A 15,408-nucleotide genomic window follows, 5' to 3' on the forward strand; every position below is an offset into this window, starting at 1 on the left:
TACTCCTAATGGGCAGCAAGCCGTTTCCGCTTCAGAGGATGGCACTCTAAAAGTCTGGAATTTACATCTAGGAATACCACGGAAAACTCTCAGAGGACACGATGCGCCGCTATGGTCGGTTGCTATTAGTCCTGATGGACGACAAGCCGTTTCCGCTTCAGAGGATGACACTCTTAAAATCTGGGATTTGAAATCGCGAAAAGTATTGAAAACTCTTAGAGGGCATACAGCTCCAGTACAGGCAGTTGCCATCACTCATAATGGAGAACAAGCCGTTTCTGCTTCATGGGATCAATCTCTCATTATTTGGGATTTGCAGTCGGGAAAACCACTAGCAACTCTCAGCGGACATACTGACTTAGCATGGGCAGTGGCTATTACTCCTGATGGAAAACAAGCCGTTTCTGCTTCCCCAGATAACACTCTGAAAATTTGGGATTTGCACTCAAGACATCAACTGACGACTCCTGTGGGACATACTAGCAGTGTACGGACAGTCGTCATTACTCCCAATGGTCAACAAGCCGTTTCTGCTTCCCAGGATGAAACTATAAAAATTTGGAATTTGGATACAGGAGAAGAACTGAAAACACTCAGCGAAGATATTGGCATGGTACAGTCAATGGCAATTACTCCTGATGGGCAACAAGCAATTGTGGCTTCATTATTAGATGAACATCTTAAAATTTTGCAATTGGATTCAGGAGAAACACGGAAAACTTTTAGAGGTCATACCAATATAATAGAGGCAGTTGCCATTACTATTGATGGAAAAATAGCGGTTTCTGCTTCATGGGATAAAACCCTAAAACTTTGGGATTGGGATTCTGGAAAAGAACTAAAAACTCTTAGTGGGCATACCAAGATTGTAAATGCCGTAGCTATTACTCCCGATGGGAGGAAAGCGGTTTCTGCTTCAGATGATAAGACCATCAAAATTTGGGATTTGAATTTCGGGAAAGAACTAAAAACCATCAAAGTGCTTACCCATTCGGTCAGTGCAGTGGCTATTACTCCTAGTGGGCAACAGATAGTTTCTGCTTCTACAGATAAAACCCTGAAAATTTGGGATTTAGATTCTGGAAAAGAACTAAAAACACTTAGTGGGCATACCAATTTTGTCAATGCAGTAGCTATCACTCCCGATGGGAGAAAAGCGGTTTCTGCTTCTACAGATAAAACCGTAAGAGTTTGGGATTTGACAAGTGGGGAAGAAATTGCTTGTTTTACCGAAGATGGTGCATTAACATGCTGTGCTGTTGCACCAGATGCGGTGACGATTGTAGCGGGTGAAGAATCAGGGCGAGTACATTTCCTGCGCTTGGAGGGGATGTAATGCAGTCAACAAGAATACACTCGTTAGATCCCCCATCTACGAAAGCGATCGCCTTAACCTTTGAGCTCACCCGCCATCCAAAATCACAGGCTGGCTTTGAGACAAATAGTGTTTGGCAAGGGTTGAGGAGTGATGGGTGAATTAGCAGAACGCTTAAAGCAACTACCGCAAGGCAGCCGAATTTATAAATTGAAGGAGCTACCGAGCTTACTAGCAGATGCTTCTCAAGTAGACCGTCTGTACAACTTGCACCCTCCATTTGGAGGGGGTCACTGTCACTGTATAAAATCACCGTTTTTGGTGATTTTGCAGGCAGTAGATGCAGCTTAAATTAGCATTTAAGCAATAAATTTAGCGAGCAAGTGACATGGCTACTTACTTAGACAAAACAAGACATGAACGAAATCAAAACTCATTATTACGCTGGTTAAAACAACAGAAAATCAAACTGGGCGACATTCCCTTCATCGGCATTTGCCTGGCCTCACTCATCTACTTCAGCCTTCACGACCCGCTCTTAATTGCAACTTTAGGCTGCTCCAGCATAGTCTTTTTGAGTTTGTGGCACACCGCTAAAGCAATTCCAATTGTAGAGCGATATATCGGCTGCAAAATTCGATTTTGGCACGTTGCTACTGCCATAATTACCTCCACTGCACTGTGCTCCGTGCTCGATTCCCCCGCCAACGCCATCTTCCTCTCCGGCTTAGAAGAATTTATGACTGAGCTAGCAGAAGGAGCGGCTTCCGCAGGAGGTGAAGCTATTGATGCCGAAGTCATCGAACTGATTTTCAACTTAATTCGCGGAGCCTTCCTTTTGTTAGTAGCAGCCGCGTCTCTTTTTGCTTACAACCAAGCGCAGCAAGGCAATGACTGGCGACCAATTGTGACTCAAGTTGCCTTAGCTTTTGCCATTGTAATTGCCATTGACGTAATAACTTTCCTCTTCATTGGCAATGGCGGTGGCGGAGGTGGAGCTTAATTATCCAAAGGGGAAGGGTTTGTCTTCCCACATCTCAACGTCAAATCTAAACCCTTTAAATTATGCTCAAAGACCCAGATAAAGACTTTATTTCCGTCAACAAAATTCTCGGCAAACAAGCCAGCATCGGCATCATTCCAGCGGAACAGCTAATTCCCTGGATGCTAATCACTGTAATTTCCTACATCCTCACCAACGGCTTATTCAGCTTAGGAATGCCTTGGTTTTTCATCACTACTTTCTGGCTAATTGTAAGCTGGTGGCTCCTGACAGGTAACAAACCTCACCTTTTTGTAGACAGGTTTAGACCTCCGCCGGGGAACGAGTGGTACAACGGCAATCTTTTATACCTTTCTCCCGTTCCCCAACACCGACCAAACCCGATTCGCCACCGAATCAGCGATTCACAAGTCCGAGTCAAACTTAAACCCAAACTTGCTCCCAATCAACAAGGAGGTAACAGCCGACTTATGCCCTTCCAAAACTACCAAAACCTCCTGTGTTTAGTCACTATCAAAAAGGATGGTCGAGAAGTTTCTGGTTACTTACTGAATGAAGGCAGTCAATACCAAATTGTATTCGGATTCGAGACGGCGGGCTTTCACAACATTCTCTACCGCCATGAAGTAAACAATGCAGCCACCGCCTTAGAAGAAGGGCTAAAAGATATTCCCCCAGGCGAAAAAATGACCTTTCACACCGGCTGCTACAGCAGCGATTGCCTTCGCCAGCAACAGTTAACTGAATTGGCTGACAACTGTCACCTCAAACCCATTTCTGTACTCGTTCGTAACGAACAGAAACGCATTCAAGAACTCAATTTAGCAGGCACCCGACAACTGTGGAACCAAACTATTTTCTGCACTTGGACATTCAACGCTCAATCTGGCTCCAAATCCAACGACCCTCTGAGTAAATTCATCAATGGAATTATCAACACAGCCAACAGCATTGCTGCACAATTTACAGGCAACCAGCGCATCTACTCTGAACGCTTTTACAAACAACTACTGCTCGATGCTTTCGAGCAAGGCTATATCCGGTGGGAACTCTTGCTAAACACCAAAATTGGACTGGAAATTCAACCCATGAATGCCCAAGCATTGTGGGGATGGTTGTGGCAAAAATTCAACAGCTCACCCGTACCCCCTATTCCCCAACTTCTCACCTTAAAAGAAACCGCGTCCGACTACAAACTAACCGAAACCCTCAACAGTCACAAACACGCCTGCACCATTTTAATTGAAGGTATGAGCGGCCGTTCGAGCTGCCCAGAACACAGAAAAGCTAGCTCACGCATTTTGCTTCCCGGCAGAAACGCAGAATGCGGCGTGCTCACAATGGAAGAGGGCCCAGGCGGCTGGCTCAATACCAGAGAGCAACTGCAATGGCTCTGGAAAATTATGAGCAACAGCCACGTCCGCGATACTGAAGCCGTTGTCGAAATTAGCGCCGCTCCCAACTTTATTATTCAAGACAACTTAGCAAGGCAAGCTAAACAATCTAAAAGTGCCAAAAAACGCGCTTTAGAAAAAGGTCAAGGTCGCGATGTAGGAGCAGAAGTCAAACAGGAAGAATCCTTTGAAGCCCAGAAAAAAATGTACAAAGGTGCAAGAGCAATTCACGCTGCTGTCACCTTCTTAGTCTACCGACCAACACCGGAGCAACTAACACACGCTTGCCAAATGTTCTCCCACAGCTTCGGCTCTGCCAAGGTATTAAGAGAGCGCAACATTGCTTGGCAACTGTGGCTAGAAACTTTGCCCATTACTGTAAGCTGGCTGTTGCACAGCAGTTCGCTAATTAACGAACGCCGCCTCACCTTAGACACCGAAACTGTCCCCGGTATTTTGCCGTTAACTACTGTAAGGGACATCGACTCAAAAGGAGTTGAATTCATCACCAAAGGCGGCAAACCCGTGTACGTTGACCTCATGCACAACCAAACCAGCCGCGCTGTCATAACAGGCGAGTCTGGTTCCGGTAAAAGTGTTTTGGGATGGCGATTTGCAGCCGATGCAATAGCCGCTAATATCCCAGTAGTCGGTATGGACATCTCCGCAGGAAGCGGCAGTACATTTGAGACAGCAGTGAAACTGTTAGGCGACGACGGTGCGTACTACGATATCACCTCTGGCAGCTCGAATCTACTCGAAATACCGGATTTGAGGCGTTTCGACAGAGAAGAGCGATCGCGCAGACTAGACCAATGGAAAGAGTTTATCAGAAAAGCGCTGACTATTATCAGCATGGGCAAAGTCCGCGACCCCAAACTAGCGCAGCGAGTCGATGCCATTTTGCTGCTAACTCTGAAAAAATTTCTGGAAGACCCAGACATTATCGAGCGCTACAATACGGCATTTGAAAAAGGCTGGAAATCGACCGCTTGGCAAGAAATGCCAACCCTCAAAAACCTCCTAAAATTCTGCACGAAAGAGCAACTAAACCTACAAAACTTTACCGACTTCGACCGCATTGCCATCAACCAAATTATCACTCAATGCAACGCATTACTAGCCTCACCTTTAGGTAAAGCAATTGGCAGACCGAGTACATTTTCACCCGAACCGGCTGTTAAGTTTTTTGCCCTTAGCGGTCTGGGCAACGAACAAGACCAGTATTTAATGGCCATTAACGCCCACGCTGCTTGCATCCGCAACGCACTTTCTCATCCTAAAAGCCTATTTATCGGAGACGAACTTTCGATTTTGTTTAAGAAAGACGGATTTGCTGAAGTAGTAGGCGAACTCTGTGCCGTGGGTAGAAAGAATGGCATTTCAGTGCTCTTGCTATCTCAAGATATCGACAGTATTTGCGACTGTAGTGCGGGAACTATGATTATGCAAAACATGGTTTATCGAATTACCGGAAGGTTGACATCAAATGGAGCTACTTCTTGGGTCAAGCGTTTGGGATATCCGGCTGAAATTATTAGCCAAAATGCCACAGAAGCTTTCCTTCCCAGAGCGGCTGAGCTTTATTCCAATTGGCTAATTGAAAAAGGAGGTCGTTTCTGGCAAAGCCGATACTACCCCGGCGAAATGATATTAGCAAGTGTGGCTAACAATCAAGCTGAATTGATGGCTCGCGCACGAGTGATGGCTCAATATCCCAATACGTTAAAAGGGCAACTGCTAGCACTCAAACAATTTGCCTCGGAATATGTACAAGCCGTTAAAGAAGGACGTTCATTAACCAATATTGGCAAGAATGCAGTCACTGATATCAATGGACACAAATCCCCTCAAGACCTTATTGCTAGCTAGACGGAGAAAAACCGATGAAATCACCGAAATTTCTTGTCAAACTTGCCCTCGGTATTCCTGCAATTTGGCTGAGCTTAATACTAAATTCTGTTGAAGCAAAAGCTCAAACATCTGACAGCAATCCGACTGCAACACAGCTTCCCACCTCAAACAATCTTAACAGCAACACTTTCAACCGCTCCAGCTTCACAGTTCCCAATCAACAAATAGAAACCCAAATCCAGCAATCAGCTAATAACTTCTTGATCAACCAGAAAGAAATAGGAGGTATAGAAAACACAATTAGCGACATAACAGGCGAAATTTCCGATACCATCTCCACCATCTCTGACAGCATTTCTGGCATCTGGGACAATTTGTTAAATAAAGTCGAAAAATTCAGCAGTGAAATAGAGTCAACCCTCTCTTCATTCCTGGGAGAATTGAAAGTTCCAGACCTAAAAGAAGCAGTTAAAAGCATAATGGACGGCAACACCTCCGAAAGCGAAGGGACAAAACTATCCGCTGCTTTAGAGAAGAGACCGCAAGATTCTTACAGCCTCAAAGAGAACACCGCAGAACTCGCAGAAAGAGAAAGTGCTGTAAGTGAAGCCAATAAAGCCACTCTCAGTAAAGAAGCTCAACAAAAGCAAGCTCAGATGAAAGAAATTGTCCAACAAAACGTAGAGCAAACTAATCGCGAGAGCCAAAATTCAATGGAATTGGGTGCTGATTCAGAAGGTCAAGATGTCACCCAGAACATTATGAGAAACATATCTCAACAAAGTGCGAGCGCAGCTAAGCAAGCAGCCTTATCAGCAGAAAATCAAAGTGCCTTAGTCATGCAGGGCCAGCAAGCTCAAATCGATCGCAGTTTTGCCAACATTCTCAACGCTCAACAAGCTGAAGAACTCAACGAAATTAACACAGCCCAGAGACGGCAGGATGCTGCGGCGGCTACCGCTTCTTCTACTCAAGCCGGACTGTTTCAAATGCCGGGAGGCATCACCCTGGGGGCAAGCGAAGACTAAAATCACAACAAGGAGACACCGCGATGCTGACACAACTAATCGCCCAAACTAGCACAGCAGGACAAGCCCTGGACACTCTATCTGACGCCATAGAAGTCTCTCAAAAAACCGTCGAATCGTGGAATTTAGTTTGGTTTAACACCTTCAACACTCAAGAATCCTCTCTCTGGATTGCCTTAGTCAAACTAGGACTAATTCTGGCGGGAATATCTGTTACTTACCTCGCTGTCACCAGTGGCAAAGAAATCATCGAAAAACAGTCTTGGTCAGAGCTAGTAGCCATGTTTATCTGGCCACTCGTAATTGTAATTTTTCTCAGTAACAACGGTAAAGTCTTAGCTGAAAGTGTCAAATTTATCAAAGCTGTAGGCAGCACTCAAGTTCAAGAAATCATGAAAATTCAAGTAGGAGAAATGACCTTCAGAACTGCCCTAAGCGACGTTAACCTCACCAGTGCTGGCAAAGAAGAAATTGAAAAACTCTACAGCGAATGTCAGGGCAAAGTTGGATCAGCTTTAGTGGAATGTTGGAACAGCAAAAAACAGCCAGCTCAACAAACCCTTCAGGCAGCCGAACAGCAAAATGGAGGACCTCTCAAAAGCTTGCAGCGATTTGTCGAAAACTTAGGCAATGTTGCTAATTTTCAGGATATAGGAAATGGCGATTTTGCAGGACAAGTTTTTAGGTCTACTGTCTTGCCCATCATTCGCTTAATTCTTAGATCGGTACAGTGGGCATTTGTCAACATTTTAGAAGCAGCATTGTTGCTAACAGCTTTATTCGGGCCGATTGCAATGGGCTTGTCGCTGCTGCCACTACAAGGAAAACCAATCTGGGCTTGGCTAATAGGGTTTATGTCCTTATTTGGAGTGCAATTGGGCTACAACATTGTCGTTGGCTTAGTCGCTGTAGTGATTGTCAAGTCCGATGCAGAGTTAGTTACAGATATCGCCTTTTTATTCTTTTTAGCTGTGTTTTCTCCCGTTCTAGCCGTGTTAATAGCCAAGGGTGGAGGAACTGCTTTGTACAGTGCGATCGCCAATAGCACCAAACAGCTTACAGATATTGCCAGTAACGCGATCGGCGTTATTGCCGGAAAACTAATCTAGGGGAAGGAAATTCCGATAGCTTTTTCTTCACCGAACCGAGTTGTTACTCACTACTCAAACCCAGTTTCCCAATCCATTCCCTCCCTATTTCCCTATTCTCTATCCCCCATCTCGCCATCCCCTTCGATAATATGAAATTTCCACAATCACAACCCTTACTCCCTGAATCTAAAAACACCTTAGCCTTGTGCTTTGTCCTGCTAACAAGCTTTGTTTTCCTCCTGACAATTGCTGTTTTAGTAAATACAGTCAGTTTGAGAGCCTTATCTCAAAGAAAAGTTACCTTTGTCCAGTTAAAAGACGGAACCGCAGCACGAATTGCAGAACAAGATGAACTTTACAGAGAGCCGAAAATCATCCAAAATTTTGTATCCAGTTGGGTAAATTTAACCTGGGCTTGGTCAGGCAAAATTCCCGGCACAAATGACCCAGACCCCGGCATTAAAGTTAAAGGCAGTGCCAAAGTTCCCACAACTGCTTGGATGGGTTCATTGATGATGGAATCAGAGTTTGGTAAAGCTTCCCTGGTCGAACTTGCCCAACTCGTTCCCAACACCATCTATTCAGGAAAAACCCGATCAGGAGTCTATATCTCTCACATCTCAGAACCCAGAGAAATAAAAAGAGGAGTTTGGGAAATAGATGTAATTGCTACTCGCGTAGTGCTAGAGCAAGGCATTGGAGAAAGCCGAGAACAGTTTAATCGAACTTTCACCGTCAAAGCCGTAGAAATTCCCAAATCCCCTCTCAAAGAAAACGCTAATGAATTAGAGAAGACTATTCACTCTTTGAGAGCAGCCGGATTAGAAATTTCCCGAATTGTCGAATTCAAACCATAGAAGAGGAAAGAGACATGGAAAGGGGACGAACCGGCAAGTGGGTAAATTTAAAAACCTACCGTAACAACTAAATAATTTAAACATTTAGTAGGTTCCATCCCTTTGCTTGAAGTCTTCTCTCTTTGCTTTTTTATGTACAGTTAAACACAACACATTGAACTCTAAAGCCATGACTAACAAAAGAAATGGATTAACCGAAAATCCAATTAATACCACTCCTGATAATAGTACCACTACAGCCAATATGAATCATACAACTGCATCAAGTGAATATACCCCCAATAATGATGGCGATAACATCAATTCCCCTATTTCCCCTTCTCCAAACCCTTCCCCTTCTGACGATGATATTGATGAAAACTTCATTGCTAATTTCGACCCCAATGCACCCCTAACACTTGAAACTCAATATCAACTCGCTCAAGATGAGGAAAGCCCACTGCCCCCGCCTGTTTCAGAAAGAGGCGTTCCTAGAGCAGTGACAATACTGCTATTGACTGGTGGAATACTATTGCTAGGACTGCTGATTTGGCAATTTATCAAGCCTAAATCACCTCGCGAAGCTATCGCACAATCAACACCAAAAGAAAGCTCTTCTGGCACCATTAAAGATGAAAAACCGGAGTTGCTGGCTAAATTAGCTTACCAAGACCAACAAAAACTGTTAGCCGAAAAACCGCAAAAAACCGCAAAACCCAAAACAGAACCGTCGCCCAAACCGTCAAGAACCCCACGAACTCCGCAAACTCCGCGTCTAGTCGCTACCCGGAGCGCTGCACCGCCACCTACTCCTCTACGCGAACCCCTACCCGCACCCCGAACAGTAGTGCGGACGGTAACAGTACCCGCACCCATACCTCAAAGAGTACCCTCAAGAACACCCGCACCGGCCCCCATACTCAAACCGTTAGTACCCCCACCTTTAATTCCAACTCCAACATCCGAAAAAATCGACCCGTTTGAGCGGTGGAACCAACTCGCTCAACTCGGACAAATTAGGGGAAATTTTGACCCTAACCGAATAGCGAATGCCGTGAGTGCAACACCAAGCACTCCAGCGACAACAAGTGCTACCGCCGCCGCTCTGACAAAGCCAGCTCCCACAACTGAATTCCTAACAGTCAATATCGGCAACCAAAAGTCGCAACCCTCATACGTTTCTTTCGAGCAAATCCCAGAAAAACTATATAGCCACCCAAATAACGCCAGCGGGGAAAGGCTACACCCGGAGTTTCCTTATGGAGAGGACAGCCTCGAAACCACCGACAACTCCCAAAACCCCACTAACCAATTAACTCCGGCTTCCTTTTCCCCCCAAACAAGTTCCGATTCTACTGATAACTCAATCGAGACGGAGGCTCGACTGAGCGCGAGCCGAACGTCCTTGCCCGCCGATACAGAATTTCAAACCCTTTCCCCTGAAGCTGCTCCAGAGGCTTCTGCCTTAACAAATTCCCCAACCCTAGAACAAGTAAATTCCCCAGGGGCAAAAGGCATTCTCAACCGCACGCCCCAAAGTTCCTCAACCTCCCAAACAGCTCAGGTTCCCCTTGGAACCACAGCCAACGGCATAGTTTCGGTTCCCCTGTTGTGGGATGAAGGCTCAGGCAAACAGCTTTACGACAAATTTGCCGTCACCCTCACAGCCGACTTCACGGCAACTGACGGCTCTATTGCTTTTCCTGCCGGCACAGTTGTCATTGTCAAAGCCAACACCGTCAGCAAAACCAATCGCATGGTACAAGCTAGTGCTGTAGCGCTCGTCTACTCAGATAGAAACGGTCAGATTAAACAGCAGCCCATTCCAGAAGGCGCAATTTTGATTGCAGGAGAGGGCGGAGGGCCGTTGATTGCTTCAGGCTACTTCGACCCAGGTTCCGATGTTGCCGGACAGGATATCCTCACCGCAGTGCTGTCGGGAGTTGGACGAGTCGGTCAAGTGTTCGCAGAGCCTAAAGTCAGGAGCTCTAGCAGTATTAGCGGTAGGTTTGGGGGCAGTACAACCACCGTTGAAAGTCGAGACCCCCAAATTTGGTCAGCCGTCCTCGATGGCTTCTTCAGCCCCCTGGCAAAACGGATGGAAAGCCGCTCAGATAGAGCAACTGAAGAACTTTTAAACCGCCCCAATGTAGCTGTGGTTAATAAAGGAACCCCGGTTTCTATTACTGTTAACAGCTTTCTCAACATTTACCGATAACCAAACCGTCGGTAAACGGTTAAGTCGCCCCAACGCGACTGCGGCGATTAGTAAAGGAAATCCCCGTTTCTACTGTCAACAATTTTCTCCACATCAACGAATAACTGCCATGACGAATCGCATCCAATCCCCAAGAATGCTTTCCCTCGGAGGGCTTTTGTTCACAGCAGTGTTCGCTACTGCAAGCTACCCCGACTGTGCTTTTGCTCAATCAAGAGTAACAGGCTATCAAACTGTGGGTCGAGATATTGCCGTCAATAGTACGATCGATATTTTAGTCTATCCCGGTCGCGCGAGTACGATCGACTTCAGCTCAACCGATGAAGCTGTCGCCTACGTTTTAATTGCCGACCCCTCAAAAGTAGTTTTCAGCACCGAGGCACAATTGGCAAGCGGCCAAGCCAAAACTGTTTTCTTGCGTCCCATTCAAGCGCTCAATTTTCCGGGAGCTACCACAGCTACCATCACTAACCTTTCAATCAAAACTGTAGATTCAAAAGGAAAACAGCGACTTTACAACTTCAACATCGTTCCTACCAACAAAAAACCAGAACACCTAGGAATTCGCATCGCTCCCCTAAACCCAAGAAGGGAGCCGACTGTGAACGTTGATAGAAGTCGCGCCCCCGCAGCATCAGATGTCGAAAAAGGATTGCTGATTGCCATTCAAAAAGGCTACACAGCAGCCAACGACCCAGTAGTCTACAGCGTGCGACAATTTTTAGCTCTGGTAAGAAATCAGAATCTATCGGCTGCCGATGCTGCAGCACGAGCCGGAGTAGACTTGTCTGTAATTGTCGAGCTGAGCCGCATTGCACGAGAAGAACTGAACTACCCTGGAACAAGATTTCAACAGCGACAACCGCCAACAGCCCGAACTACTCGGCTTCTTAAAAGTCGCTCTGCTTTTTGATTGGAGCCGGAGCTGCGGGAATAGGTAACGGGAATGGGGAGTGGGGGAGAGTGGGAGAGTGGGAGAGTGGGAGAGTGGGAGAAGTTTGAAAACTTGCAACAACCCGATAAAAACTAGAGGGCTTCAACATCTAACATATACTCACCCAATTGAATAGAAATGAGGGATTATGTAACTGCCATCTACCTGAAAATTCAAACAGCTTGCTGTTTACTGCACACCTCTAATCTCCCACTCTCTCACTCTCTCCCTCTCCCTCTCTCCCTCTCTCCCCCTCTCCCTCTCTCCCTCTCTCCCCACTCCCTTTTTTCAACCAATGTTCCGCCCAAAAAGCTCTGTTCAAAAAAAGTCTGCCCTCCCGCTGCGCGTTGTGCTTACAGTCCCCAACGCTCTCCTAATTTCAACCTTACTAGCTCTAACGGGATGGCTTTCTTTTCAAACAGGGCGGCAGACAATGAATGACTTAGTTGCACAGCTATTGGGAGAAGTAACGAGCCGCATCTCTGACCGCCTTGACAACTACTTAAAAGAAGGGGTTGGGGTTGGGAAAGGAGAAGGGACTTATAAGAAAATGCAAACTGGTTCGGTAAACCAACTTTCCCCAACTCAAACAGCCGGAGTCACAATCAAACCAAATGGGGAAAGAAATGGGTCAGACTCTGCAAAAACAATATTCCGTCAACAAAAAACAAATTCTGCTTTTTCTACCCCAACCTCAAAATTCAACTTGCACGATTTCCTCATTAGCCCTAACTGTCAAGCCTTTATCTTAGACCGTTCGGGACGTTTAGTGGCTCGGAACGAGGTAACTGAACCAAAACCGTCTATTTCTGTTGACGGACTGCAGCGAGAAAGCACCCAAGCTCTGCAACAAAAAGTAATCCAGCTTTCAACAGAGTATTTGCTTAAACATTATGGCAGCCTCGCTGCTATTAACAGCAGCCAAAATCTTAACTTTTCTGCCAGCAACTCACTATACTTGCTACAAGTCAGACCTTTTAAAAACCCGAAAGGCTTAAATTGGCTGATTGTGGCAGTTGTACCCGAAACCGACTTCACCCAAAAAGTTCAGGCCAACACCCGCAACACTATTTTGCTCGTGCTGCTGGCTTTGGTTCTTTCTATCTGCCTTTTGCTGTCCATTTCCCTAAGAATAGAACAACGGCTGCAGCGGTTAATTTCGGCAACACAGGCGATAGCTGGTGGCGACTTCGACTCAACAGTTTCAGGTAGTGGCGTTGCCGAACTCGAAGCCCTAGCCTGTGCTTTCGAGCGCATGAATTCCCAGTTAAAAGCATCTCGCCAGCGGTTAGAAGAATATTCGGGCGATTTAAAGCGGCAAGTTGCACAGACAACAAAGGAACTAAAACAAGCTCTCATTGCAGCCGAAAGTGCCAATCGCGCTAAAAGTACCTTTCTGGCGAATATGAGCCACGAATTGAGAACGCCTCTGAATGCGATTATCGGCTTTGCCCATCTCCTTGTAAACTCTAAAAAAACTGCACCGGAACAGCAGTCGAGTTTAGATATTATCAATCGCAGCGGGGAGCATTTGTTGAAACTAATCAACGATATTTTGTCGCTGTCTAAGATTGAAGCTGGTCAAATTACCCTCGAATCAAATGCTTTTGACCTTTACAGTTTGCTCTCGGACATAGAACGGATGTTCCAACTCAAAACTCAGTCTAAAGGAGTGCAGCTTGTTTTTGAACTCCGGAAAGATGTACCGCGATACGTCCGAACTGATGAAAGCAAGCTGCGCCAAGTTTTGATTAATCTGTTGGGCAATGCTGTTAAATTTACTGAGACGGGTAGGGTGAAGCTGACTGTAAAATGCCTTCAGTCTATGGCTAAAAAACCGCTATCCAAGTTCTTTCTTCTGTTTTCTGTGAAGGATACAGGCCCTGGTATTGCCCCTGAAGAGATTAGCGGTTTGTTCAAGCCGTTCGTGCAAACTGAAACTGGTAGGAAATCGCAAACGGGAACGGGCTTGGGATTGCCAATCAGTAGCTCTTTCGTGAAGCTGATGGGTGGCGAGATTAAGGTCAAAAGTTCTGTGGGGAAAGGAACGGTTTTTAGTTTTCACATTAAAGTCAGTCATGCAACACAGAGCGAAATTTATGACAGACTGCCACAAAAACGAGTGAAGGGGTTGGCATCCAACCAACAAATATATCGCATTCTGGTAGCGGACGATGAGTCGGCAAATCGGTTGCTGCTAACTCAGATATTGAAGTCGGCTGGCTTTCTTGTGTGGTTCGCGGATAACGGAATTGAAGCTGTTAAGTTGTGGCAAAAGTACAAACCGCATTTAATTTGGATGGATTTGAGGATGCCTGTCCTAGACGGCTTTCAAGCTGCTCAAAAAATTAGAGCACGGCCGAACGGTTCTAACACTAAAATTATTGCTTTGAGCGCTAATGCTTTTGTTAAAACCCAGGAACTCGCCATGTCGAACGGCTTCGATGACTTTGTTGCCAAACCGTTCCGAGAGGCAGTAATTTTTGAGAAGATGGCGCTTCATTTGGGTGTTCGCTATATCTATGAAGAGGAGTCGCCGAGGAAATTCGAGCAGGATGAGCCTGCCCAGCAACTGACTCCTGAGTCGCTATCTGTGTTGCCGAGGGAGTTGATTGAGAAGCTTTATAAAGCAGCCGCTTGTGGAGACGAGCAAGCGGTAAGGCTGTTGATTGAGCGAATTCCCCTGTCGCAGAAGCCTCTTGCTGTGGCTCTGACTAAATTAGTTGACCATATGAGCTTAGATATTATCAGCGATTTGACTCAGAATTGCATTTCGGCCGATTGTACTATCGCAAAATCCCAAGACTGCGATCAAAGTTAACTCGGTTTTTAGATTCGTACCTCATATATCAATATATGAAATTCAAACCTTAGTCTATCGCCAAATCCCAAGACTATTCTCAAAGTTAACTCGGTTTTGAGAATCGTACCTCCTATATCGATATATGACGTTTCCCGAGTGCATTTCGGTAGATTAGGCGAGCTCACCATCCCAAGATTGCGATCAAAGTTAACTCTGTGTTTACAACCCGTACCTCAGATATCGATATATGACGTTCGGCAGATTGTACGATCACCAAATCCCAAGACTGCGATCAAAATCAACTCTGCGGTGAGAGTCTGTACCTCAAATATCGATATATGACGTTCGGCAGATTGTACGATTACCAAATCCCAAGACTGCGATCAAGTTAACTCGGTTTTTAGAGTTCGTACCTCAGATATTGATATATGACGTTCGGTAGATCGCAAAGCATTAGGACGATTTTGTTCAGAGCAGCACGATTTGACAGAGCAATGCCGAGCAGAGGTACAGCCGATAATCTGCTAACAACTCACGCTCACTTGATTGTTTACTCCATGCTATCGGCTGTACCTGTCTGTACGCAACGACGGATGCGGGTTCGATCCTCCGCAAGGAGCGCGGATTTGGTCTGGTTGGAATGTGGCAGCGGGTCGAGCAGATTGCCGCTCAGTTGGAGATTCAGAGCGAGCTGGGATCGGGAACAAAGGTTATTATTGGTCATATCTGTTGGGAACATCCGTTCGTAAAAACCTACCAAAATCGGGACAAAGCTATGAATAGCTTCCTGGCTTAACGAACGCGATCTAAATATAAAATTAGAGCGACGGAGTGAAAGGTGCAACTATTATGTCTTATAGAACCCATTTGACATCTAAGAAGAGGGTGCAAGCCTTCTAATCATCAGCCTAATAAAACAAAGGTTGAGCTTA

At 45.7% G+C, this 15,408-nt stretch carries 10 protein-coding genes; all 10 read left to right on the forward strand.

The genetic code is table 11. The annotated features are described in order from the left end of the window. On the forward strand, window positions 1-1,336 hold a 1,336-nt coding region (locus QUB77_RS27500; RefSeq protein WP_445251899.1), incomplete at its 5' end, for a WD40 repeat domain-containing protein. Window positions 1,337-1,468: 132 nt separating this feature from the next. Further along, complete coding sequence (locus QUB77_RS27505) at window positions 1,469-1,666, forward strand: hypothetical protein (RefSeq protein ID WP_333179693.1); 198 nt, start codon at window positions 1,469-1,471, stop codon at window positions 1,664-1,666. Between the two features lie 37 nt (window positions 1,667-1,703). Further along, window positions 1,704-2,318, forward strand: coding sequence for a hypothetical protein (locus QUB77_RS27510; protein ID WP_172189735.1), 615 nt, complete (start codon window positions 1,704-1,706; stop codon window positions 2,316-2,318). Between the two features lie 62 nt (window positions 2,319-2,380). Next, window positions 2,381-5,584, forward strand: a complete 3,204-nt coding sequence (locus tag QUB77_RS27515; protein ID WP_333179698.1) for a hypothetical protein — start codon at window positions 2,381-2,383, stop codon at window positions 5,582-5,584. A gap of 14 nt (window positions 5,585-5,598) precedes the next feature. Beyond that, window positions 5,599-6,594, forward strand: a complete 996-nt coding sequence (locus tag QUB77_RS27520; protein ID WP_333179701.1) for a hypothetical protein — start codon at window positions 5,599-5,601, stop codon at window positions 6,592-6,594. Between the two features lie 23 nt (window positions 6,595-6,617). Continuing rightward, window positions 6,618-7,703, forward strand: a complete 1,086-nt coding sequence (locus QUB77_RS27525) for a hypothetical protein (protein ID WP_333179704.1) — start codon at window positions 6,618-6,620, stop codon at window positions 7,701-7,703. A 131-nt stretch (window positions 7,704-7,834) separates the two neighbouring features. Continuing rightward, window positions 7,835-8,542, forward strand: coding sequence for a hypothetical protein (locus tag QUB77_RS27530; protein WP_333179706.1), 708 nt, complete (start codon window positions 7,835-7,837; stop codon window positions 8,540-8,542). A gap of 169 nt (window positions 8,543-8,711) precedes the next feature. After that, a complete protein-coding gene (locus QUB77_RS27535) occupies window positions 8,712-10,739 on the forward strand; it encodes a hypothetical protein (protein WP_333179708.1) in 2,028 nt (675 codons plus the stop codon). Window positions 10,740-10,848: 109 nt separating this feature from the next. Then, window positions 10,849-11,652 carry a hypothetical protein gene (locus QUB77_RS27540; protein WP_333179710.1) on the forward strand — a complete coding sequence of 268 codons (804 nt, stop codon included), beginning with the start codon at window positions 10,849-10,851 and terminating at the stop codon, window positions 11,650-11,652. Window positions 11,653-12,106: 454 nt separating this feature from the next. Next, window positions 12,107-14,494 (forward strand): ATP-binding protein, encoded by a 2,388-nt coding sequence (locus tag QUB77_RS27545; protein ID WP_333179712.1) that lies wholly within the window; start codon window positions 12,107-12,109, stop codon window positions 14,492-14,494. The last annotated feature ends 914 nt before the right edge of the window (window positions 14,495-15,408 follow it).

Origin of the sequence: Microcoleus sp. AT9b-C3, assembly GCF_036705485.1 — a bacterium.
Lineage (GTDB): Bacteria > Cyanobacteriota > Cyanobacteriia > Cyanobacteriales > Microcoleaceae > Microcoleus.

What these genes read in the sequence shown, in the direction of transcription:
- QUB77_RS27520 (WP_333179701.1), top strand. Translation starts at nt 5,599, where the DNA reads ATGAAATCACCGAAATTTCTTGTCAAACTTGCCCTCGGTATTCCTGCA.
- QUB77_RS27535 (WP_333179708.1), top strand. Translation starts at nt 8,712, where the DNA reads ATGACTAACAAAAGAAATGGATTAACCGAAAATCCAATTAATACCACT.
- QUB77_RS27545 (WP_333179712.1), top strand. Translation starts at nt 12,107, where the DNA reads ATGAATGACTTAGTTGCACAGCTATTGGGAGAAGTAACGAGCCGCATC.
- QUB77_RS27510 (WP_172189735.1), top strand. Translation starts at nt 1,704, where the DNA reads ATGGCTACTTACTTAGACAAAACAAGACATGAACGAAATCAAAACTCA.
- QUB77_RS27505 (WP_333179693.1), top strand. Translation starts at nt 1,469, where the DNA reads ATGGGTGAATTAGCAGAACGCTTAAAGCAACTACCGCAAGGCAGCCGA.
- QUB77_RS27525 (WP_333179704.1), top strand. Translation starts at nt 6,618, where the DNA reads ATGCTGACACAACTAATCGCCCAAACTAGCACAGCAGGACAAGCCCTG.
- QUB77_RS27540 (WP_333179710.1), top strand. Translation starts at nt 10,849, where the DNA reads ATGACGAATCGCATCCAATCCCCAAGAATGCTTTCCCTCGGAGGGCTT.
- QUB77_RS27530 (WP_333179706.1), top strand. Translation starts at nt 7,835, where the DNA reads ATGAAATTTCCACAATCACAACCCTTACTCCCTGAATCTAAAAACACC.
- QUB77_RS27515 (WP_333179698.1), top strand. Translation starts at nt 2,381, where the DNA reads ATGCTCAAAGACCCAGATAAAGACTTTATTTCCGTCAACAAAATTCTC.